The sequence below is a fragment of the Mesorhizobium sp. P3_A8 genome, from assembly GCF_056402995.1.
Map to the genome: position 1 here is coordinate 161,064 of NZ_JBFUGI010000004.1, position 21,903 is coordinate 182,966.

The 21,903-nt window shown below is 63.0% G+C and carries 23 protein-coding genes; 11 read left to right on the top strand and 12 right to left on the bottom strand.

All coding sequences use genetic code 11. The features are described from left to right. Positions 1 to 13: 13 nt before the first annotated feature. The 5 genes from AC1DX4_RS11455 to AC1DX4_RS11475 form a co-directional block, all read right to left on the bottom strand. Positions 14 to 835 carry a carbohydrate ABC transporter permease gene (locus AC1DX4_RS11455; RefSeq protein ID WP_477220419.1) on the bottom strand — a complete coding sequence of 274 codons (822 nt, stop codon included), beginning with the start codon at positions 833 to 835 and terminating at the stop codon, positions 14 to 16. Next, positions 836 to 1,774 (bottom strand): carbohydrate ABC transporter permease, encoded by a 939-nt coding sequence (locus tag AC1DX4_RS11460; RefSeq protein WP_477220420.1) that lies wholly within the window; start codon positions 1,772 to 1,774, stop codon positions 836 to 838. It lies immediately after the preceding gene. Then, positions 1,774 to 3,111 carry an ABC transporter substrate-binding protein gene (locus AC1DX4_RS11465; RefSeq protein ID WP_477220421.1) on the bottom strand — a complete coding sequence of 446 codons (1,338 nt, stop codon included), beginning with the start codon at positions 3,109 to 3,111 and terminating at the stop codon, positions 1,774 to 1,776. The genes AC1DX4_RS11460 and AC1DX4_RS11465 overlap by 1 nt, the downstream gene beginning before the upstream one ends. Positions 3,112 to 3,173: 62 nt before the next feature. Then, the gene (locus AC1DX4_RS11470; protein ID WP_477220422.1) at positions 3,174 to 3,833 is read right to left on the bottom strand and encodes a GntR family transcriptional regulator; all 660 of its coding nucleotides are present in this window, start codon (positions 3,831 to 3,833) and stop codon (positions 3,174 to 3,176) included. Positions 3,834 to 3,854: 21 nt separating this feature from the next. Further along, positions 3,855 to 4,739: a dihydrodipicolinate synthase family protein gene (locus AC1DX4_RS11475; protein WP_477220423.1), complete on the bottom strand. Its 885-nt coding sequence runs from the start codon at positions 4,737 to 4,739 to the stop codon at positions 3,855 to 3,857. Between the two features lie 506 nt (positions 4,740 to 5,245). Between AC1DX4_RS11475 and AC1DX4_RS11480 the strand changes: the two genes are divergently transcribed. Then, a complete protein-coding gene (locus AC1DX4_RS11480) occupies positions 5,246 to 5,962 on the top strand; it encodes a carbonic anhydrase (protein WP_477220424.1) in 717 nt (238 codons plus the stop codon). 103 nt (positions 5,963 to 6,065) lie between these two features. Here the strand turns inward: AC1DX4_RS11480 and AC1DX4_RS11485 are convergent, their stop codons facing one another. Beyond that, positions 6,066 to 6,284 (bottom strand): hypothetical protein, encoded by a 219-nt coding sequence (locus AC1DX4_RS11485; RefSeq protein WP_477220425.1) that lies wholly within the window; start codon positions 6,282 to 6,284, stop codon positions 6,066 to 6,068. On the opposite strand from AC1DX4_RS11485, the gene AC1DX4_RS11490 reads away from it, so the two are divergent. From AC1DX4_RS11490 to AC1DX4_RS11515, 6 genes are all read left to right on the top strand, one after another. Beyond that, positions 6,272 to 6,652, top strand: coding sequence for a hypothetical protein (locus tag AC1DX4_RS11490; RefSeq protein ID WP_477220426.1), 381 nt, complete (start codon positions 6,272 to 6,274; stop codon positions 6,650 to 6,652). The two genes, AC1DX4_RS11485 and AC1DX4_RS11490, sit on opposite strands and share 13 nt — an antisense overlap. Before the next feature lie 121 nt (positions 6,653 to 6,773). Next, entirely contained in the window at positions 6,774 to 7,835 is a 1,062-nt protein-coding gene (locus tag AC1DX4_RS11495) for a glycosyltransferase family 4 protein (protein ID WP_477220696.1), read from the top strand. A gap of 42 nt (positions 7,836 to 7,877) precedes the next feature. Next, on the top strand, positions 7,878 to 10,040 hold the full coding sequence (locus tag AC1DX4_RS11500) for an amylo-alpha-1,6-glucosidase (RefSeq protein ID WP_477220697.1): 2,163 nt from the start codon (positions 7,878 to 7,880) through the stop codon (positions 10,038 to 10,040). 106 nt (positions 10,041 to 10,146) lie between these two features. Next, on the top strand, positions 10,147 to 11,913 hold the full coding sequence (locus AC1DX4_RS11505) for an alpha,alpha-trehalose-phosphate synthase (UDP-forming) (RefSeq protein ID WP_477220427.1): 1,767 nt from the start codon (positions 10,147 to 10,149) through the stop codon (positions 11,911 to 11,913). Next, positions 11,913 to 12,695, top strand: a complete 783-nt coding sequence (gene otsB / locus AC1DX4_RS11510) for a trehalose-phosphatase (RefSeq protein WP_477220428.1) — start codon at positions 11,913 to 11,915, stop codon at positions 12,693 to 12,695. Before AC1DX4_RS11505 ends, otsB begins: the two co-directional genes overlap by 1 nt. A gap of 46 nt (positions 12,696 to 12,741) precedes the next feature. After that, positions 12,742 to 12,954, top strand: a complete 213-nt coding sequence (locus tag AC1DX4_RS11515) for a hypothetical protein (protein WP_477220429.1) — start codon at positions 12,742 to 12,744, stop codon at positions 12,952 to 12,954. A 9-nt stretch (positions 12,955 to 12,963) separates the two neighbouring features. On the opposite strand, the gene dprA is transcribed toward AC1DX4_RS11515, so the two are convergent. The 5 genes from dprA to AC1DX4_RS11540 are packed head-to-tail and all read right to left on the bottom strand — an operon-like array spanning position 12,964 to position 17,768. Beyond that, positions 12,964 to 14,097 (bottom strand): DNA-processing protein DprA, encoded by a 1,134-nt coding sequence (gene dprA, locus AC1DX4_RS11520; protein ID WP_477220698.1) that lies wholly within the window; start codon positions 14,095 to 14,097, stop codon positions 12,964 to 12,966. Between the two features lie 17 nt (positions 14,098 to 14,114). After that, on the bottom strand, positions 14,115 to 14,702 hold the full coding sequence (gene plsY / locus AC1DX4_RS11525) for a glycerol-3-phosphate 1-O-acyltransferase PlsY (protein ID WP_477220430.1): 588 nt from the start codon (positions 14,700 to 14,702) through the stop codon (positions 14,115 to 14,117). Between the two features lie 42 nt (positions 14,703 to 14,744). Further along, positions 14,745 to 15,467 carry a class I SAM-dependent methyltransferase gene (locus AC1DX4_RS11530; protein WP_477220431.1) on the bottom strand — a complete coding sequence of 241 codons (723 nt, stop codon included), beginning with the start codon at positions 15,465 to 15,467 and terminating at the stop codon, positions 14,745 to 14,747. 52 nt (positions 15,468 to 15,519) lie between these two features. After that, positions 15,520 to 16,806, bottom strand: coding sequence for a dihydroorotase (locus AC1DX4_RS11535; RefSeq protein WP_477220432.1), 1,287 nt, complete (start codon positions 16,804 to 16,806; stop codon positions 15,520 to 15,522). Continuing rightward, positions 16,803 to 17,768, bottom strand: coding sequence for an aspartate carbamoyltransferase catalytic subunit (locus tag AC1DX4_RS11540; RefSeq protein WP_477220433.1), 966 nt, complete (start codon positions 17,766 to 17,768; stop codon positions 16,803 to 16,805). The genes AC1DX4_RS11535 and AC1DX4_RS11540 overlap by 4 nt, the downstream gene beginning before the upstream one ends. A 157-nt stretch (positions 17,769 to 17,925) precedes the next feature. Between AC1DX4_RS11540 and AC1DX4_RS11545 the strand changes: the two genes are divergently transcribed. From AC1DX4_RS11545 to AC1DX4_RS11555, 3 genes are all read left to right on the top strand, one after another. Then, positions 17,926 to 19,554 carry a DNA alkylation response protein gene (locus AC1DX4_RS11545; RefSeq protein WP_477220434.1) on the top strand — a complete coding sequence of 543 codons (1,629 nt, stop codon included), beginning with the start codon at positions 17,926 to 17,928 and terminating at the stop codon, positions 19,552 to 19,554. A 161-nt stretch (positions 19,555 to 19,715) separates the two neighbouring features. After that, complete coding sequence (locus AC1DX4_RS11550; protein WP_477220435.1) at positions 19,716 to 20,294, top strand: hypothetical protein; 579 nt, start codon at positions 19,716 to 19,718, stop codon at positions 20,292 to 20,294. Next, the gene (locus AC1DX4_RS11555; RefSeq protein ID WP_477220436.1) at positions 20,294 to 20,635 is read left to right on the top strand and encodes a DUF6105 family protein; all 342 of its coding nucleotides are present in this window, start codon (positions 20,294 to 20,296) and stop codon (positions 20,633 to 20,635) included. Before AC1DX4_RS11550 ends, AC1DX4_RS11555 begins: the two co-directional genes overlap by 1 nt. Here AC1DX4_RS11555 and ruvX read toward each other — a convergent pair. Further along, positions 20,553 to 21,059, bottom strand: a complete 507-nt coding sequence (ruvX, locus tag AC1DX4_RS11560; protein ID WP_477220437.1) for a Holliday junction resolvase RuvX — start codon at positions 21,057 to 21,059, stop codon at positions 20,553 to 20,555. The genes AC1DX4_RS11555 and ruvX overlap by 83 nt on opposite strands. 124 nt (positions 21,060 to 21,183) lie before the next feature. Between ruvX and AC1DX4_RS11565 the strand changes: the two genes are divergently transcribed. Beyond that, complete coding sequence (locus AC1DX4_RS11565) at positions 21,184 to 21,891, top strand: metal-dependent hydrolase (RefSeq protein ID WP_477220438.1); 708 nt, start codon at positions 21,184 to 21,186, stop codon at positions 21,889 to 21,891. Positions 21,892 to 21,903: the final 12 nt, after the last annotated feature.

Sequence of the window (21,903 nt, forward strand, 5' to 3'; positions counted from 1 at the left end):
CCGGACCGTGCCTTCAGCCGCCCTTGACGGCGCCGGCGGTCAATCCCGCGACGATCTGCCTTTGTGCAAACAGGGTCAGGACCAGCACCGGCAGCGTCACCACCAGTGCGGCGGCGGCGAGCGGCCCCCAGCTCACCTGCTCGTAGGAGAGCATGTTGTAGACGGCCACCGGCAGCGTGCGCGTCTCCCGGCTGGCGAGCACCACGCCGAAGACGAAATTGTTCCACGAGAAGATGACCGAGAGGATGAAGGCGACGACGATGCCCGGCTTGGCGATGGGCAAGGCAACCAGGCGGAACACCTGCCAGGAACTGGCGCCGTCGATATTGGCTGCCTCTTCCAGTTCCATCGGCGTGGTCTCGAAATAGCCGATCATCACCCAGACCACGATCGGCACCGTCACCACCAGATGGATGATGATCTGCGGCCACAGCGTGCCGAGAATGCCGACCCATTGGAACAGCAGGAACAGCGGGATGAGATAAGAAAGCCCCGGCGTCATGCGGGCGATCATGATCACAACCGCCGAGCGTTCGGCCTTGAGCCGGGCGATGCCATAGCCGGCCGGCACGCCAATCAGCAGCGCCAGCAGCGTCGCCGTGCCGGTGACCAGGACCGAATTCCAGAGATAGAGCAGGAAATTGTTCTCCTCGAACACCTTCACATAGTTCGACCAGGCAAGATGTTCGGGGATCAAGATCGGCGGATAGGCGCCGTTGTCGATCTCGAATTTCAGCGACAGCGAGATCATCCAGAGGAAGAACAGGATCGCCGGCGAGACGAAGACCAGGGCCGCGAAAATCAGCCCGATCTGGTTGAGCAGCCGTGAACTCATTTATTTGCCCTCCACACCGATCCACTGGGAGCGCTGGCGCAACATCAACAGGATGAAGGACAGGGCGACGATGACGATGAAGAACACCACGGCCATGGCCGAGCCATAGCCGATGTCGTAGTAGGAAAAGGCGGTGTTGTAGAGATAGATGTTGATGGTTTCCGAGGCCGTGCCGGGTCCGCCCTGGGTCATGGCGTAGATGATGTCGAAGCTCTTCAGCGCGTCGATGGTGCGGATGATCACCGCGACAATCAGGAACGGCGCGATCATCGGCAAGGTGAGATAGCGGAATTGCTGCCAGGCATTGGCGCCATCGATCTCGGCGCTCTCGAACGGCTCGCGCGGCACCGACGCCAGCCCGCCCAGCACGATCAGCATCACCAGCGGTGTCCATTGCCAGGTCTCGACCGCAACCAGCGACGGGATGACCGTGTTGGCGTTGAAGATCCATTCCTGCGCCGGGATGCCGACCAGCGACAGGAGGTAGTTGAGGACGCCGAGCTGGGGATGGAACATCATCGTCCAGACCAGCGCCACGGCGACCGGCGTTGCCATCATCGGCATCACGAAGACGCCACGAAGCAGGCCGCGCAGCGGGAATTTGGCGTCGAAGATCAGCGCGGCAATGGTGCCAAGCACCATCGGCGCCGCAACCGACAGGAAGGTGTAGGTCAGCGTGTGCCAGAGAGATTCCCAGAACCGCAGATCGCCCGCCAGCCGCAGATAGTTCTCCATGCCGGCAAAGCTTCGCGACTGGCCGAGCGTCCAGCGGTTGACGCTCATCCACAGCGTAAAGGCCCAGGGGAAGACGATCACGGCGCCGACGACGACGAGCGCCGGAACGACGAAAGGCCAGTAGTTGGGAGCCAGCCGGATCGCCTGGCTCCCTTCGATGGCTTGCGTCGTCACCCCGGCGCGTTCTGGGGTGGTGGCGGACATCAGCCTTGCTCGCTCCTGTCGAGGACGGGCTGGAACTGTTCGGTGGCCTTCCTCAGTTCTTCGGCCGGATCGGCGCCGGCGATTAGATTGGTCAGCGCCACGCCGTAGATGTCGCGGAACTCGGTGACCGGGATGATGACCGGCAGCGACAGCCGGCTGACATTGCCGGAGCCGACCACCGCGTCGAGCCAGCTGGCCGGCATGGTGACGCCTTCACGCACCTTGGGGTCTTCCAGCACCGACTTGCGGAACGGCACGCCGGCGCCGGCCTGCAGCAGGCGTGCGCCCATGGCGGGCGAGATTGCCCACTGGCAGAACAGATAGGCAGCCTCCTTCTTCTCACTGGCGGCGGTGACGCCGATGCCGTCGCCAAAGGTCCCAGCCGCGTGTGCCTTGGGGCCCTTGGGCATGACGCCGTAGCCGACCTTGCCGACCACCCGTGACTTTTCGGGATTTTCCATCGGTGGCGCAAAGCCGACGCCGTCGAACCACATGCCGATCTTGCCTTGCAGGAAGGCGGACTGCGCTTCGGCCCAATTGAAGCCGGTGACGCCTGGAGGTGCGGACTTGGTCATCAGCCTTTGGTAGAGAGCGGCGGCCTCGATCGCTTCGGGTGACGTCGTGCGCAGCTTGCCCTTGTCGTCGAGCGGCGTCATGTCGTAGCCGAGCATGATCGACGTCCACACCGGGGTGTTGGCGTTCTTGAGGCCGCGGGCGACGAAGCCGTAGGTGTTGGTCGACGGGTCGGTCAGCGCTTCGGCGGCGGCCACCAGCTGCTCGAGCGTTTCGGGATATTTGAGGCCCTTGGCCGCGAACAGCTCCGTGTTCCAGTAGACGATCCAGTAGTCGACCGAGAACGGCAGCGAGCGCAGCACGCCCTGTCCATCCTTGGCGAACAGCATGCCGGCATCGGCGAAATCGCTCTCGACCAGCCCTGGATCGGTAAGTGTGGGGTCGGTGATATAGCTGGAGATGTCGGCCAGCCAGCTACCCTTTTCGAACTGCCGCTTCTGGACATGGTAGCTCAGATGCACGACGTCGAAACTCGGCTTGCCGGAGCTCAGCTCGATCACCGTCTTCTGGCGCTGCTGCTGTTCGGGCGTCGCCTCGGCATTGACCTTGATCCCGGTCAGCTCCTCGAATTCGGCGAGATACTTTATGAGCGTGTCGCTGCGCGGGCTTTTGATCAGATTGACGTCGAGCGTCGTGCCGGCAAAGCGCTTCCAGTCGACGGCGGCGGCAAAGCCTGGGCGGATACCGGCGATACCGGCGGCGGCAAGTGCCGCGGTTCCTTGCAGCAGTTGCCTCCTGGTTGGGTTGAACAGATTGGACGACATTTCTTCCTCCCGATTGCTGTCGTAATCGATTGCGTCGCGACCGCGGCGCGGCTCATGCTTCCTCAAATTTGCAGCGCCAGCCGGCGCGCCTTGTCGATATGCAGGCTGATCGCCTCGACTGCCTTTTGCGGGTCGCGGCTCTCCATGGCTTCGATGACGGCGAGATGCTCGCGCATGACCGGCACGACGCGCCCGTCGATGCGGAAGCGCTCCTGATGGATCAGCCGGATCTTCACCGAGTTGACCAGATAGGCCTTGGCGATGATCTCGTTGCCCAGCGCATCGATGAAGGTGTCGTGCATCGCCCAGTCGATGTTCTGCGCCCTGGCTTCCATCTCCGCCGTTGGCGTCTGCGACAGGGCTTGCGCCAGCATCTCCTCGTGTTCGTGCCGCAGCCGCGCCAGTTCGTCATCGGAAGCGCTGGCGGTGAACAGCGCCACCGCTTCGCGCTCCATGAACAGGCGAAACTGAAAAGCCTCGCGGATCAGGCTGATGTCGATATGAGCAATCTGCATGCCGCGCTGTGGGATTGTCGTCAGAAGCCCTTCGGCCTCGAGACGCGGCACGATTTCGCGAATGGCGCCGAGCGGCAGGCCGGTGAAGGCAACCAGCTCGCGCTGCGATACGAACTGGCCCGGCCGCAGGTCGCGGGCCAGCAAATGCCGCGTGAAGCTGGCATAGGCCTTTTCCCTGAGGGTCGCCGGTTCGCTGTTATCGTCCATTTCATCGCGCTTCCTTGCCGGTCAGGCCGGCTCCGTCGCAAACAATTTGTCGTAGGCCGCGGCAAGCTGTTGCTGCCCCTGCAAAGCGATTGGCTCCAGCGGTGGGCGAACCGCCAGCCAGCGGTCGTCGCCGGTCTTGCGCGCCACCATGACCTTCACCGCCGGCGTGACCGGATATCTCAGCAATTCGAGCACGAAATTCTCGACGCGGGCATCGTCACGCCCGTCCTCGGCCATGGCGCGGATTTCTCCGGTAACGAAATTGGCCATGCCGGAGATCGCGCCTTGAGCCCCCATCCGCACCGCTCGTGCCAGGTGCCGCTCGTCACCGATCAGGATCACCAGATCGCCATGGGCGCCAAGCAGGGCCTCGCTGTAGCTCCAGTTTCCGCCGGAATCCTTGACGCCAGCAACGACATCCGGAAATGCGGTGCGCAACCGGCCGATCAGGTCGAGCGAGAGCTGAACCATGGTGACCGAGGGGATGTTGTAGAGCAGCACGTTACGGGCGAGGGGACCAAGCGCGGCAAAGACCGCCGAAAACCAGCCGAAAAGACCGTCCTCGCCGACATTCTTGAAGTAGCTCGGTGGCGCAAGGAGAATGTTGCGGGCGCCGCGCTGCAGTGCATGCCGGGCCTGTTCGGCGGCGTCTTCGGCGGCATCGACCAGCACGCCGGCAACGAATTGATGCGGCAGAATTCCGGCCGCCAGCATGGCATCGGTCACCGACCGTCGTTCCGCGGTGCCGACCGACGCGCCTTCACCAGTGGTGCCGAAAAGCGTGACGCTGCCGCAACCTTCGGTCAGACAACGCCTGGCCTGGGCGATCATGGGGGCAATGGCGATCTGCCCCGAAGCATCAAAAGGTGTGGCGAGGGCGGCCGAAAGGCCAAAGCGTGATGTCACCGGGACGTCTCCGAAAAGAAGCTTGCAAGCAGTGATAACTCACTAACATGTTAGTTGTAAACTGGGCTGTTGCATTTTTTAAGACTATTGGGTTGTGCTCGCTATCGCGCTGGCGCGGAGGTGCAAAGCACTTGTGGTCGGCAAGGGTGCTTCTCTGGCTGGCGGTTATGGTGCTGCGAGCTCCGCCTTTGTTTTATGCACGTCGTCCTCCCAAAACCGAGGCCACTTTTGGAACATGCATTAGGCTTCCGCGATCACACCATAGGCTAACGCGATTGCGCAGTTCATAGTGACCTTACAAGCGGTCGATTCCGTCAGGGATGTAGCCACTCTAAAGCCCGTCGCAGGTCGCTCCTGCGGCGGGCTTTTCATTGATCAGGGAGTGTTTTCGGGCCGCGGCGTACGGCATTGTTGACCGTCCGCGCTCCGTAACTCCTTGCGACTATATTAGAGAAGGCGCATGCTTGTCGTAGGCAGTCTCAAAGTCTCGGCGGCGGAGCCAAACAGTGTGCAGCAACTGCGACGGTGAAGGGGTTGGCCGGAGGGATTTCCTCAAAGTCGGCGCGGGACTCGTTGCGTTCGGTCTTGGTGGAGCGTCATGGCCGGCGCGCGCGGACGAGAGCGCGGCGCCGCAGACCCTCGATGAATCACTCGCTGCGCTGAAATCAGGCAATGAACGCTATATCAGCCACCCGGAACTTTGCTCGATCGACCTTGCCGCGCAACGGAATGCTGTCGCCGCACACCAGGCGCCCTGGGCCACGATCATCAGTTGCGCCGACAGTCGCGTTCCGCCGGAGCTGATCTTCGGCGGCCACGGTGTTGGAGAACTGTTCGTCGCCCGGAATGCCGGCAACCTCGTCGACACCGCGACGCTCGGCACGGTCGAATACGGCGCGGCGGTGCTCGGCTCACCCTTGATTGTCGTTCTGGCGCACACAAGTTGCGGAGCCGTCAAGGCTGCGTGCGACGTGGTCACCAAGAACGCGACCTATCCCGGCGCGATTGGCCCGATGATCGAGCCGATCCTGCCTGCGGCGATAGCAGTTCGCAGCCAAGCGGGCGATTTCGTCGACAACACCGCCAAGGAGAGCGCGCGGAGGACGGCGATGCGCCTGACCGCTTCGAGCAAACTATTGGCCGGTCTCACCAAAGCGGGAAAGCTGAAGATCGTCGCGGCGATCTATGACCTCCAAACCGGTGCGGTGACCTACATCGAATAGCACAACGTCTTGTGCGTTCGAATCCCATCCGCTCACCATTGCCAAAGAACATGCCAGCGCCTTCGTCCATGAACCTTTGGAAGCCACAGACGCTCGCTATCCCTCAGCCGTTCCGCGACAGATGCACGTCCAGAACGGCGGCCTTCTTGGCGATCAGGCCTTCCAAATCCGCGTCGGACCTTTTGGTGCCGGTCCGTTCGCGCAACAGCGAGATCACCGCGCTCATCGACAGCGGGGTGATTTGGGAAAGCGGTGCGGGCTGGGCACCCAGAATGGCATCCACCGCGCCGGCAACATCCGGGGTCTCCGTTGGTGCTCGCATGGGCGGTTCCTTCTGTTCAGGCCGGCCTCGTCAACATCAGCCGGTGCTCTGACACCGCGATCGAAGACGACTGCCAGGCCGTTCTTGACGGCGAGGGCGGCGACCATATCGTCGAGCTTACGGTCGGAGAGGGCTGGGTCAGCGGGTTTCAGGATCTTGCCGATCACCCTGGCAGCCTGATCCGTCGACACGAAGTCATACCGCCGTTTTCTGGCCTCGACATATTGCTCGATGATCATGCCCAGGCGTCGGGCTGCAATATCCCTGGGTTCTTGCGCATCCTTCGGTTCCTGCACATCCTTGGGTTCCTGCACTTGGGGCCTCCTTGGGCTGCCGTGCGTGCAAATTCAGCAGCCCACAGGAAATAGGGCCGCCAGGTCGGACATCAAACGCTCTTCGATCATTCGGCGCATCTGCCAATGAGGCCGGAACGATCCTGCGGCTGAAGCATTTCGCTCCATGACCAGCTCATTGAGGGAAGGCCGGGCCATGAAGATCGCCCATGTCGCACCATTGTACGAATCCGTGCCGCCAAGGCTCTATGGCGGGACGGAGCGCATCATCTCCTACCTCACCGAAGCTCTCGTCGACCTCGGCCACGACGTGACGCTGTTCGCCAGCGGCGATACCAAGACCTCCGCCAGGCTCGTGCCCTGCCGCGAGCGGGCGCTTCGTCTTGATCCCCGTCCGTTGAAATCCGAGATCGCGGCGCATCTGTCGATGCTCGATGAGGTCAGGAAACGGGCTGACGATTTCGACGTCATTCACTTCCATCTCAGCCATTTCCTGCATTTCCCGTTTTTCCGCGACATGCCGCAACGCACGGTGACGACGCCACATGGCAGGCTGGACTACGCGGATCTCGCACAAGCCTATGATCGGTTTCCACGCTTCCCGATGATTTCGATATCGCGCAGCCAGCGGGCGCGGTTCGCATCCGCGAACTGGCTGGCGACGATCCACCACGGCCTGCCGGTCGATCTCTACGAACCCGATTTCGAGGCAGGTTCGGATGGCGGCTATCTTGCTTTTCTCGGCAGGATGTCGCGCGACAAGCGCCCGGACCGGGCGATCGAGATTGCTCGCCGCACCGGCTTGAAGCTCAAGCTCGCGGCCAAGATCGGTGACGACGATCGCGCCTATTTCGAGGAAGTCGTCCAACCGATGATCGATGGCGACCAGATCCAATATGTCGGCGAGATCAATGAGCAGCAGAAGACGGCGTTCCTCGGAAACGCCGCCGCCCTGCTTTTCCCGATCGATTGGCCGGAGCCATTCGGCCTTGCCGTGATCGAGGCGATGGCCTGCGGGACACCTGTCATGGCCTGGAGTTGTGGCGCCATGCCGGAGATCGTCGACCACGGCGTGAGCGGTTTCGTCGTCGAGACCATAGAGGATGCCGTTGCCTCCATGCCGGCTCTCCTGCAACTCGACAGGCGGCGAGTCCGGGCGGTGTTCGAGCGGCGCTTTTCAGCCCGCAGGATGGCTCAGGACTACGCCGCCGCCTATGCCGAGCTGGTCGACGCCGGCGGTCACGTAAAGGCCTCGTAGCGGTACTCCTTCCGGAAATGAACAGGGACAGGCCACTTGACCATCACCCAACTCGACGAGCGCACGCTTGATCCTGCAATAGCCCTGGCTTCCCTGGACGAAACCGCGCCACGGGAGCCGCACAGGCTGTTCGCCCTCAAGCATGGCGACTGCTTTGTCGTCGCCGACGCCTATGGCGATATACGCGGTGTCGGGGATGGGTTCTTCCGCGACGACACGCGCGTGCTCTCTGAATTTCGTCTCACCGTCGGTGGGCGGTCGACGTCGTTGCTTGGCGCGTCGCTTAGCCAGGACAATGTGCTGTTCACCACCAATTTGACCAATCTGCCGATTGAAAGCGCCGCGGGTCGCCAGATTCCGCAAGGTGCGATTCACATCGAGCGCGTCAGACTGCTGTGGGAGGAAAGGCTCTATGAGCGCATAACGCTGTCCAATTACAGCCGGGAGCATTCGACGATCCTGCTGTCGCTGCGTTTTGCAGCCGATTTCCGCGACATGTTCGAGGTCCGCGGCTCGACCCGCGCGAAGCGTGGAACCGCCCATACGGCAGAGATGGCCCAGAATGGGGTCGTGCTCCGCTACGAAGGCCTGGACAAGGTGGTGCGGACATCGGCGATATCGTTTTCGCAGACGCCCGATCAACTGACCTCCGAGCGGGCGGATTTCGTCATCGCCGTCACCAAGCGCAGCAGCCAGACGCTTTACGTGGAAGTGGGCAACCAGACAGATGATCGCCCCGAAAGCCATCGGTTTCGCGCTGCTGCTGCCCGTGCCCGTTTCGGCATGCGCGCCAAACGCCGGCATGGCGCGACGCTGCACAGTTCGGGCCGCGTTTTCAACGACTGGATGGCGCGGGCTCGGGCCGATGTCGCGCTGCTGACGACGGAACTGCCGACCGGGCCATATCCCTATGCCGGCATTCCGTGGTTCTCCACGGCTTTCGGCCGGGATGGCGTGATTTCGGCCTTGCAGATGCTTTGGCTCAATCCTGGGCTGGCGCGTGGCGTCCTGGCTTTTCTCGCCCAGCACCAGGCGACCGAGACCTCGCCTTTCAGCGATTCCGAACCCGGCAAGATCATGCACGAGACCCGCAAGGGCGAGATGGTGGCGCTGAGCGAACTGCCGTTCGGCCGCTACTATGGCGGTGTCGACACGACGCCGCTCTATATTCACCTTGCCTGCGCCTATGCGGACCGCACGGGGGACATAGCGTTCATCGACACGCTGTGGCCATCGCTGTGCGCGGCGGCCGAGTGGATCGAAACGGCGAGCCGTTCGACGGGTTTTCTCACCTACCAGCGCGCGGCAGCATCCGGCCTTGCCAACCAGGGATGGAAGGACAGTTTCGATTCCGTCTTTCACGCCGATGGCCGCATTCCGAAGGGGCCGATCGCGCTGGTCGAGGTGCAGGGTTACGTCTTCGCGGCATTCCAGGGATTGGCGAAACTGGCACGGCTGCGCGGCGAAACGGAGCGGGCGGAGAGTTGGGAAATACGCGCGGACACACTTCGCCAGCAGGTCGAGCGCCATTTCTGGATCGAAGACTTGGGCTATTATGCGCTGGCACTGGATGGCGAGGGCCAGCCGTGCAAGGTGCGCACGTCCAATGCCGGTCACCTGCTTTATGTCGGCCTTCCCAGCCCGGATCGCGCGCGCATGGTCGCCGACCAGTTGCTGTCGGCCTCGTTCCATTCCGGCTGGGGGCTGCGGACGCTGGCGGACGATGCGATCTTCTTCAATCCGATGTCCTATCACAATGGGTCCATCTGGCCGCACGACACCGCGATCTGCGCGGCCGGGCTGGCGCGGTACGGCAGGCGCGACAGCGTGGTGCGGCTGATGAGCGGAACCTTCGAATCCGCCGTCCATTTCAACATGCGGTTGCCCGAACTATTTTGCGGCTTCACACGCGCGGCCGGCGAGGCGCCGATTGCCTATCCGGTGGCTTGCCTGCCGCAAGCCTGGTCCGCGGGCTCGGCCTTCATGCTCATGCAATCGTGTCTCGGCCTTCAGATCGATGGCTGGGCAGGCGAGATCCATGTGACCCGGCCGCGCCTGCCGATCGGCATCGACAGCCTCGTCATCCGCCATCTGTCGGTGGGGCAAGCGGCGGTCGATCTGACATTCCAGCGCGTGGGCGATCGTGTCGGCGCCTTCCTTGCAGAACCGCATGAGGGGCTGGTGCCTCTGGTGGTCAGGAGTTGAAAAATCGGAACTATCCCGCGCCACGGGCGTTGGACCACCACTATGGGCGCCGAAACTCCAGCAGATTGAGCCGCTTCGGTATCCCATTGAAAGGTCATCTATTTAAATGCCTGACAACAGTTCGTACCTGGTCGTTCCTCTATTCGCATTGTGGCTCTTCACCCTTGCAGCTGTCGGTATCCTGGCCATTGTGCTGGTGACGATGATGTTGCGGGCGCGCAAGGGCAAGTTGGCCACTGTGCAGGCTGAACCGGCTCGTGGCCTATTGCCGGAATTCGACAAGGACGGGAAGTCTGCTGTCGCCTCGCTGGTGCAATGGTCGCCCGAGACACTGCGTCACATCCTGGCGACCGAACTTCCCGATGCCCAGGTGATCGTCGTCTCCAATCGTGAGCCGTACATCCACAATCGCGAGGGCGACTCCATCCAGCTGGTCGTACCCGCCAGCGGGCTCGTCTCCGCCCTAGAGCCGATCACGCGAGCCTGTGCGGGCACGTGGATCGCCTATGGCGGCGGTTCGGCCGATGCGCTCGTGGTCGACAAGAACGACCGTATCGAGGTGCCGCCGGACAATCCTTCCTACACGCTGCGCCGGGTCTGGCTGAGCGAGGAGGAGCAGCAAGGCTATTACCTCGGCTTTGCCAATGAAGGCCTCTGGCCGCTATGCCATATCGCCTTCACCCGGCCGATATTCCGTGCCTCGGATTGGGAAGCCTATGAGGCGGTCAACCGCAAATTCGCCGACACCGTTGTCGCGGAAGCCCGCAACGAGCGGCCGATCGTGCTGGTCCAGGACTACCATTTCGCGCTGCTGCCGCGCATGATCCGGGAGCGCCTGCCGGAGGCGATCATCATCACCTTCTGGCACATTCCATGGCCGAATTCGGAAGTGTTCAGCATCTGCCCGTGGCGCGAGAAGATTCTCGACGGCCTGCTCGGAAGTTCGATTGTCGGCTTTCACACCCAGTTCCATTGCAACAACTTCATCGACAGCGTCGACCGTTTCCTGGAAAGCCGGATCGAGCGCGAGGATTCGGCCATCTCCTATGGCGGCGAGATCAGCCTGATTCACGCCTATCCGATTTCAATCGAGTGGTCGCCGCCGCACCTGGATAAACTGCCCGACGTCGCGCAATGCCGTCGGCAGGTTCGCGAGAAATTCGGCCTGGCCGAACATGTCAAACTGTGCGTTGGCGTTGAACGTCTCGACTACACCAAGGGCATCCTCGATCGCTTCAACGCACTCGATGAACTGCTGACGCTTCATCCGGAATGGATCGGCAAGGTGGCGTTCCTGCAGATCGCGGCGCCCAGCCGTGGCACCCTGCCCGCCTATCAACAATTGTACGACGAATGCCTGCGCCATGCCGAGGATCTCAACCAGCGCTATGGCCGCGAAGGCTACACGCCCGTCCTGATGGTGACGGAACATCACTCGCAGCTGCAGGTCTACGAAATCTACCGTGCCGCTGACGTCTGCATGGTTACCAGCCTGCATGACGGCATGAACCTGGTTGCCAAGGAGTTTGTCGCGGCGCGCGAGGATGAACAGGGTGTGCTGCTGCTCAGCATGTTTGCCGGCGCCTCCAAGGAGCTGCTGGAAGCCCTGATCGTCAATCCCTATGACGCGGCGATGATGGGCGACGCCTTGCTGCAGGCCTTGACCATGTCCGAGGAAGAGCAACTTCAGCGCATGCGACGCATGCGCGAGATCGTGCGCGAAAACAATGTCTATCGGTGGGCGGGCAGCATGCTTCTCGATGCTGCGCGTTTGCGCAAGCGTGATGCAGTCGATCGTGCAGTGGGTGCTGCTCCGGCGGCCCCAGCCAATGTGATATCGCTGCTCGATCGCAGACGCGTGGCGGCGCTGTGATGTCGATATTGCCAAACCCGCCGGAACCCGTCGTCCCACAAGGGCCATGGAGCCTGTTCCTCGATATCGATGGCACGCTTCTCGAACACGCCGCGCATCCCGATGCGGTGGTTGTCAGTGCGGAGTTGCGCATGCTGTTGACACGGCTTGAATCGCAATTGGACGGAGCTTTGGCGTTCATCACGGGACGGTCGATCGCCGCCGTCGACCATCTCTTCCAGCCCCTCAGATTGCGCGCCGCCGGGCTCTATGGCCTCGAGCACAGGCTGGCACGCGACGGTCCGGTCGAAGCGGCCGTGGAACCGGCCGACATTGCAGCGCTTGCCAACGAAATCGCGACGGAACTGGACAATGCGGACGTCTACATCGAACGCAAGGGACCAATCCTGGCCATTCATACACGCGCGGCCCCGCATTTGCTGCAGCGGGCGACGGAGCTGGTCGAACAGGCACTGGACAAATTACCCGCGGGATATCGGGTCTTGGCCGGAAATGCCGGTGTGGAACTGATGCCGCTGGAGGCGGCGAAGGGAGCAGCCATCCGACGCTTCATGCAAATTCCGGCCTTCAGGGGACGCCGACCGGTATTTCTCGGTGATGATACTTCAGACGAGAACGGGTTCGAGGTCGTCAACGAATTGGACGGCATCTCGGTTCGCATAAAGCCGCACGGATCGACAGCGGCACCTTTTGCGCTGGCCGGCGTGGATGCGGCCTTGGCCTGGCTGGACGGGATGAGCAGACGCGAGACTGCGGCCACGCTGGCCGCAACGGCCAAATGAACCGGATTGCACCCAAGCCGTTCACGCGCATGGAAGGAGTGTGCGAATGACCCAACTGACCAGCTTCATCCGGGAAATCATGCCCGCCTGGCTGCAACGGCGCGCCGAGCCGCAAAGCGGTAATGCCAAGACGGCAGCTGAGCCATTGCGTCCCGAAGACGCCGATACAGTCTGGCGCAAGGCTGTCGAGAACGATCTGTTTGGAGCCAACACAAGGGATTATGCCGAGACCGGTGGGAAGGGCCGCAATCGCCATTGACGGTCGCGCTCAGCCGTTCCCGAAAACCAGCGAGACATTGCCGCCGGCATGGCGTTCGAGCCGGCCGGCAAGGTCGAGTTCCAAAAGCACCATGAAAACCTGGGCTGGGTGCAGGCCGGTGTGGCGGATGATTTCGTCGACCGACACCGGCGTCGGTCCGAGCGCCTCGATGACCTTGGCGCGGTCGCTCTCGCCGGGCGGCGGTGTGGCCGCAAAGTCGGGCGGGTCCTCAAACGGCGGCACATCAGGCGCCCTCATGCCGGTCAGCGGGGCGATCGCCCTGGAAACATCCGAAGCCTCGGTAACCAGCGTGGCGCCGTCCTTGAGCAGGCCGTTGGTGCCGGCCGCGCCTGGGTCAAGTGGCGATCCCGGTACGGCGAAGACCAGCCGGCCCATTTCGCCGGCGAGCCTGGCGCTGATCAGCGAGCCCGAACGTTGTGCCGCCTCGACCACCACCAGCCCAAGGGCCGCACCCGCGACAAGGCGGTTACGGCGCGGAAAATCCTGGGCGCGCGGCTGCCAGCCGAACGGCATTTCCGAGATGATGGCGCCGCGCTCGGCGATTTCCGCGCACAGGCCGGCATTTTCGGGCGGGTAGGGCAGGTCGAGGCCTCCGGCCAGCACGCCGATGGTGCCGGTTGCCAGGCTGCCCTGGTGTGCCGCCGTGTCGATGCCGCGCGCCAAGCCGGAGACGACGCCATAGCCGTCGCCGCCCAGATCGGCCGCCAACATGCGCGCCATCTTGATGCCGGCCAGCGATGCGTTGCGGGCGCCGACGATGGCAACGCCCGGCAGCCGGAACACAGCGGCATTGCCCTTCACCGCCAGCAGCGGTGGCGGATTATCCATGCTGCGCAAAAGCGGCGGGTAGTCTGGCTCGCCGATGCCGACAAAACGCGCGCCAGCCTTGCGGGCTGCCTCGAGTTCGGCCTCGGCTTCAGCGATCGACGGAATGCGGGCGATCCGGCTGGCGCCGCCCGAAATCATCAGTTCCGGCAGGATTTCGAGCGCGACTTCGGCGGATCCGAAGCGGTTGATCAGGTCGCGAAACGAGGCTGGGCCGACATTCTGGGTGCGGATCAGCCGCAGCCAGCTCAGCCGCTGCCGGTCGCTGAGGCGCGGCCCGGCGGTCGGTTCGCTCACCGCGGTGGCGTGCTCGCTCACCCCTTGGCTCCGATCTTGCCCTCGGTGCCCGCAAGCAGCCGCGAAATGTTCGCCCTATGCTTGATGAAGACGATGATGCTCATCACCACGAACAGAACGGCAATCTGGGGTGTGCTCATAAAATACAGGGCGATCGGCACGACGACGGCCGCCGTCAGTGCTGCCAGAGATGAGAAGCGAAACAGGTATGCCATGACCAGCCAAACGACGGCGAAGATCAGCGCCACCTGCCAGGCAAGGCCGATCAGGACGCCAAGATAGGTGGCGACGCCTTTGCCGCCCTTGAAGCCAAGCCAGGCCGGGAAGAGATGGCCGAGAAAGGCGCCGAGGCCGGCCCAGACCGCCGTTTCCGGCGCGAAATGGCCAGCAATCAGCACGGCGGCGGTGCCCTTCAGCGCATCGAGCAGCAAGGTCGCGGCGGCCAGGCCCTTGTTGCCGGTGCGCAGCACGTTGGTGGCGCCGATATTGCCGGAGCCGATCTTGCGCACATCACCAAGGCCGGCGGCACGGGTAAGCAGCAGCCCAAAGGGAATCGAGCCGAGCAGATAGCCGAAGACAAGTGCTGCGATGATGCCGTAATTCATTGTTTCCCCCGTATTTTCTTATGTCATCGCCTTGGCCTGCGTTCAAGCCAGCGCGCAGACGAACGAGTCACCGATCAGGGGGCCTTCGCCCGGCGCCCTTTGGACGATTCGCCAGCCGCAGCCCTCCACCAGACGGGCAAGGAAATCAGGATTGTAAAAGCACATGCCGCCGTTCCTGTCCGGGCTCCTGTCTTCGAACTCGGCGATCCCGGCATCCAGAAAGCACGTGAAAAGAAGCCGGCCCTGGGCCGCCGTGTGGCGGCGCAGGAGGGTGAAGATGAATGCCGCGTCGTCCGGGCTCTGGTGGGTGATCACGGAAAACAGCGAGACGACGTCAAAGGCGTGCAAGGGCAGCGGCAGTTCCGTCTCATAGGAGAGTGGGCGCCCGTTCGGATTATAGAGCGGGTGGTGCGCGTCCAGAAGGACATAGGAGAAACGGGGATCGCTCACGGTGGAGCGCAGGAAGTCGATCATCTCCGCGAAGCAGTCGACACCGGTGTAGGATCGGATCGGAATCCTGCGATTTAGGATCGCCTGGGTGAACCGGACGCCACAGCCGAAGTCGAGGAGCCGGCTGGCTGCGAGGGTCTTCAATCCGATCTGCTGCCGCATCCTCTCCAGCAGCCAGGCACCGCTATCCTCCGGCGGCATCAGGGAACTCACCTTCTGGGAATTCCGGTTGAACTTCTGCGTGACGATGATCTTCGGCGCGGGACGCATGCGATGCCAGATCGACTGCAACCAGGAAGGATGATGCGATCTCATGGCAAAGGCTCTTGGAAGAGGCGATGGATGACGGAAGATTGGCTGGTCGGGGTTAAGCTGAAAATACTGTGCGACCCGCCACCAGCGTTTGCAAGACCTTGCCTTGCAGGCGTGCGCCTTCGAAACAGGTGTTTTTCGAGCGTGAGCGAATGCCGCTCTCGCTGACGATCCAGGGTTCGTCGAGGTCGACAAGTGCAAGGTCGGCGACAGCGCCAGGTTTCAGCGTGCCGCCGGGCAAGCCGAACAGTTTTGCCGGCGCGGTGGAGAGCGTTTCGATCAGCCGCAGCAGCGGCACATCGCCATTATGGTAGAGCCGCAAGGCCGCACCCAGCAACGTCTCCAGCCCGATGGCCCCGGCGGCTGCGTCGGCGAAGGGCAGGCGCTTGGTGTCGACATCCTGCGGATCGTGCGAGGAGACGATGATATCGACCGTGCCGTCCCTGACCGCCTCGATCATCGCCAGCCGGTCTTCCTCGGCGCGCAACGGCGGCGTCAGCCGGAAGAAGGTGCGGTATTCGCCGACATCGTTTTCATTGAGCGACAGATTGTGGATCGACACGCCTGAAGTCACGGCCGCACCATCGGCTTTCGCGCGCGTCACTGCGCTTGCCGCCATCGCCGTCGAGATTTTTGCCGCGTGGTAGGAGCCGCGCGTCAGCCGCGCCAAAGCCAGATCGCGCTCCAGCGGGATCGATTCGGCTTCACGCGGAATGCCGGAGAGGCCGAGCCAGCTGGCGTACAGGCCCTCGTTCATGACGCCGGATGAGCCGAGGTCGGCATCCTGCGTTTCATGAACGATGATGGCGCCGAAATCGCGGGCATAGGTCAGCGCGCGGCGCATCACCAGTGCGCTTGAAATTGTGTGGCGGCCATCGGTGAAGGCGACGGCGCCGGCCTCGCGCAACAGGCCGAACTCGGTCATCTCGCGGCCATCGAGGCCCTTGGTGATCGCCGCCGCCGGGAAGATGTTGACGATCGCGGTGTCCTTGGCGGTGCGCAGCACGAACTCGACCAGCGCCACATTGTCGATCACCGGGTCGGTATCGGGCATCATGACGACGGAGGTGACGCCGCCGGCCGCTGCCGCGACACTCGCGGAAGCGATGGTTTCGCGATGCTCGCCGCCCGGCTCGCCGATGAAGACGCGGCCATCGATCAGGCCGGGAATGATCGCCTTGCCAGCGCAGTCGACAACAGTTGCGCCCTCGGGGATGCCCTGGTTCAGCGCCGCTTTGCCGGCCGCAACGATTTTCTTGCCATCGACAATGACGGCGCCGACTTCGTCGATGCCGCGCGAGGGGTCGACGATGCGGACGCGCTCAAAGACCGTCGTGCTCATGCGCCGCTGCCCTCTTGATTACGGCGGGGGTCGAGCAGCGCTTCCATCACCGCCATGCGCACGGCGACGCCCATTTCCACTTGCTCCTGGATGACGCTTTGCGGACCGTCGGCGATTTCCGAGGCGATCTCGACGCCGCGGTTCATCGGGCCGGGATGCATCACCATCGCGTCGTCCTTGGCGGCCTTCAGCTTTTCGGCATCGAGGCCGAAATAGCGGAAATATTCGCGCACCGATGGCACGAAAGCGCCTTCCATCCGCTCGCGCTGCAGGCGCAGCATCATCACCACGTCGGCGTCCTTGAGGCCCTCGGCCATCGACCGCGTGACGATGACGCCCATTTTCTCGATGCCGGACGGCAGCAGCGTTGAAGGCGCGACGACCCGAACCTGTGCGCCGAGTGCGTTGAGCAGCATGATGTTGGAGCGCGCCACGCGTGAATGCAGGATGTCGCCGCAGATCGCGACAATCAGCTTCGACAGCGGACCCTTGGCACGGCGGATGGTCAGCGCGTCGAGCAGCGCCTGTGTCGGATGCTCGTGCGCGCCGTCGCCGGCATTGACGACGGAGCAGCCGACTTTTTGGGCCAGAAGGGCTGCGGCACCCGCCGATTGGTGGCGGATGATCAATATATCGGGCCGCATGGCGTTCAGCGTCATCGCCGTGTCGATGAGCGTCTCGCCCTTCTTCACCGACGAACTTGCCACCGACATGTTCATGACATCGGCGCCGAGCCGCTTGCCGGCCAGCTCGAACGAGGACTGCGTGCGGGTCGAGGCTTCGTAGAAGAGGTTGATCTGGGTGCGGCCGCGCAGCGTCGAGGTTTTCTTCTCGGACTGCCGCGAAATCGCGACGGCCCGATCCGCCCTGTCGAGCAAAAGCTCGATGTCGGCAGGCGAAAGATCGCTGATGCCCAGAAGATGGCGGTGAGGGTAGAGTGGCAGGGACGAAGCGTCGGTCATCTCAAGGGGGTGCTATAGGGTGCGGATTTTACGCCTGCAAGCACCAGCTTTGGATTGGCGCCGTTCTCCCCGGTATTTTCGTCGCGCGCGCCGCAACGCTTGGCTATATCTAGCCGATGGCCTCGGATTCGTGGCTTTCGCACGATAAGGAAGAAGCGTGACCGACGACGTGACGAACCAGCCGCCGCCGCTGACGGGCGGCAACGCCTGGCGAGGCGATCCGTTGCTGATCCAGCTTGCCGAGCGTTTTTCCGACCCGGTGCGCAAGGACCTCGACGGGCTCGGCCGTTTCGTCCTGACGCAGGAGGCGCAGGAGCTGGCGCGCCTGGCCAATGTCGAGACGCCGAAACTCAGGACGCATGATCGCCAGGGACGGCGCCTCGACCTGGTCGAATTCCATCCCGCCTATCACGCCTTGATGCGCCGTTCGGTGGCCAACGGGCTGCATTCCTCGGTTTGGGAAAACGGCGATGCCGAGATCGGCCGCCGCCATCAGGTGCGCGCCGCGCGTTTCTACCTGACCGCCGAGCTCGAGACCGGGCATCTCTGCCCCATCACCATGACCAGTGCCTCGCTGGCGGCGCTGATGGCCAGCCCAAAACTGTTCCGCGAATGGGCGCCACGCGTGACGACGCGCAAATACGACCAGAGCCAGAAGCCGCCGGTCGAAAAGACCGGGCTGACGCTTGGTATGGGCATGACCGAGAAACAGGGCGGCACCGATGTGCGCGCCAATGTCACGAGGGCAGAGCGTGCCGGCAGCGGCTTTTATCGCCTGACCGGCCACAAATGGTTCATGTCGGCGCCGATGTCGGACGCCTTCCTGGTGCTAGCGCAGGCGCCGGAGGGACTGTCGTGTTTCCTCGTGCCGCGCGTTCTCGGCGACGGATCGGGCAATGGTTTCCGCTTCCAGCGGCTGAAGGACAAGCTCGGCAACCGCTCCAACGCGTCTTCCGAGGTCGAATTCGTCAACGCCATCGGCGAGATGGTCGGCGAACCCGGCGCCGGCGTGAAGACGATCATGGACATGGTGACCCTGACCCGGCTCGACTGCGCGGTGGCGTCCTCGGCGATCATGCGGGCAGGGCTGGCGGAAGCGGTTCATCATGCCCGCCATCGCCAGGTGTTTGGCTCGACCTTGATCGAGCAGCCGCTGATGCAGCGCGTGCTGGCCGATATGGCGCTGGATGTCGCCGCCGCCACTGCGCTGTCGTTCCGGCTGGCGCGCTCCTTTGATGAGGCGGCGAGCGATCGCGGCGAGGCGGCGTTTGCCCGCGCCATGACGCCGGTGGTCAAATACTGGGTGTGCAAGATCGCGCCGCCGCTGCTCTACGAGGCGATGGAATGCCTCGGCGGCAATGGCTATGTCGAGGAGGCGCCGGTCGCCCGTTATTACCGCGAAGCCCCCGTCAACGCGATCTGGGAAGGGTCGGGCAATGTCATGGCGCTCGATGTGCTGCGCGTGCTCGGCCGCGCGCCTGGCCTGTTCGAAGAGGTGCTGGCCGGCATCGACCGTGACCTCGGCGCCGGCGGGCGCGGCACGATCGGTGTGCTGAAGGCGGCGATGCAGGTGGCTTCGACCGATGAGGGCTCGGCACGCCTGCTGACCGAACAGTTGGCACTATCGGCGGCGGCGGCGGAGCTTCGCCGGCTGGGGGCCGGGCGGATTGCCGATGCCTTCGTCGAAACGCGCCTGGCCGGCCAGTGGCGCAACACCTATGGCATGCTCGATGCGCGCCACGACGCGCGCATGATCATCGACACGCTCTATCCGCCGGTGAACTGAACCTGGCGCGGCGCGGCGCGGCGCTGGGTTCTCCGACCAGTTGAACGCATTTGAGGGCATCGTAGCGCGCGCTGTGAATCGCCGTTAACCTTAACAAATGGTTTCCGTTGCGGCGACGGGCGGCAAAGCCCACTGTCATTTCTGCCGAAGCAGGAACCACGATGCGACACGTACTGACCTCCTTTCTGTCTGTGCACTGGGCAATTGTCTTCGCCTTGCTGGCGCTGATCTGCATCGACGGAGACCGCGGTGTGACGGCAGCCCTCGGCGTGCTTGGTGTGACCGTCGAGAGTGCCCGCTTCGTCAATCTGGACAACATCGTCGTGGTTGCGCCGCTGGCCACCGCCTTGCTGGTCGTCTCGGTGCTGTTCTTCTGGGCCTTTGTCGATTCCCTGATCAACGATGCGACCAGCCCGGGCGCCGACAGCGTCGTTCGTATCGCCTTCATTTCCGCTTCAGGTGTGCTGTCGATGATCTTGATCGGTGGCGCCGCGCAAGGCATCAACGGGCTCTTCATGGTCGTCGCGGTGCAACTCGCCGCGCTTCTCGCCTCCTATGTCGCGATGCTGGCCGAGCGGCGCTCGGCTGCGGTGTCTGATGACGCCGCTTTCCACGCCACGGCGCACAACATGGCGAAGGCGGCGGCGCACAATTCGTTGCTGTCTCTAATATCAGGCCGGACCAGCCCCAGCCGGACCAGCCCCAACCGGACTGGCCCTAAAGCGAAGGGAGGCCGCTGATGCGCTACATCTTCGCATTTTGGGCGGCTCCGATGGCGCTGTTCTGGGGCTGGTTCTATCTGTCTGCCAATGACATGAATTTCGGCTATGTGATGCTCACCCGGCAGATGCATGACTTCTTCTTCCAGCTCTATGGCCAGATGCTAGGCGTCGATCCAACGATCATCCCCGGCTTGGTGGCGAAGACCTGCATCTTCGATGGATTTCTGCTGATGGCGCTGTGGGCGTTCCGCCGTCGCCGCGAAATCGCCGGCTGGCTTAAACAGCGCTGGGAGGGTCCGGTTCCCTTCGAGCGGATGCAGCGAGCGACTGAAGCCGGTCCAAAACTCCCTGCAGAATAAAGGCGGCGGCCGCCGAATCGATCTTGCCGGCGCGTTTGGCGCGCGAGAAGTCCATCTCGATCAGCGTCCTTTCGGCCGCTACCGTCGACAGCCTTTCATCCCAGAACACGAAGGGCAGGTCGCTCAGCTGCGCCATGTTGCGCACGAAGGCGCGTGATTTCTGGGCGCGCGGACCTTCCGACCCATCCATGTTGATCGGCAGCCCGATCACCACCGCGCCGGCATTCTCCTTCGCCAGCAAGGCCAAAAGCACGGCGGCGTCGAGCGAGAATTTCCTTCGCATGATGACCGGGCGTGGATGAGCAAAGGAGAATCCCCGGTCGGAAACCGCGACGCCGATCGTCTTGTCGCCGAGATCGAGCCCGGCCAGTGTCTTGCCGCCGGCAAGCCGCGTCGGCAATTCCTCGATCGTGATAATACTCAACGGCCGTCCTTCGCCTTTCACCACCACGTGTTTTGTCAAACGCGCAACGGACACAGTAACCCTTTGATCTCGGGACCATCGGCGTTCTATCCTCTGGCCCGACAAAAATCGAGGAAATGCATTCATGAAACTGACCTGGTACGGCCATTCGGCCTTCCGTATCGAAACCGGCGACGCCAAAATCCTTATCGACCCTTATCTGATTGGCAATCCGTCCTGGACGGGTGGCTGGGAAGGGCCGGCCGAAGGGATCACGCATGTTCTGCTGACGCACGGGCACAACGATCACATCAGCGGCGCACTGGAAGTGCTCGGCAAAAGCGGCGCCCAGCTGGTCGCCAATTTCGAGATCTGCATGTATCTGGTTGGCAAGGGCGCCGACGGTAACAAGATCAATCCCGGCAACATCGGCGGCACGGTCGATTGCGGCGGCTTCACCACCACCTTCGTCCAGGCGCTGCACTCCTCCTCGTTCGGCGAAGAGGGCGGCAAGAACGTCTATCTCGGCAATCCGGGCGGGCTGGTCCTGCATTTCCCGGAAGACAAGACGCTCTACCATATGGGCGACACCGACATTTTTTCCGACATGGCGCTGATCAACGAATTGCATGAGCCGAAGATCGGCATCGTGCCTATCGGCGACCGCTTCACCATGGGCGGTGCGGTGGCCGCACTCGCCTGCCGCCGCTTTTTCAAGTTCGACACGGTCGTCCCCTGCCACTTCGGCACGTTTCCGATGATCGATCCGACGGCTGAGAAATTCGAGGCCGGCCTGGAAGGATCCGGTGTTCAGGTGGCATTGCCTAGGATTGGCGAGACCATTACGATCTAGAAATAGCTAAAG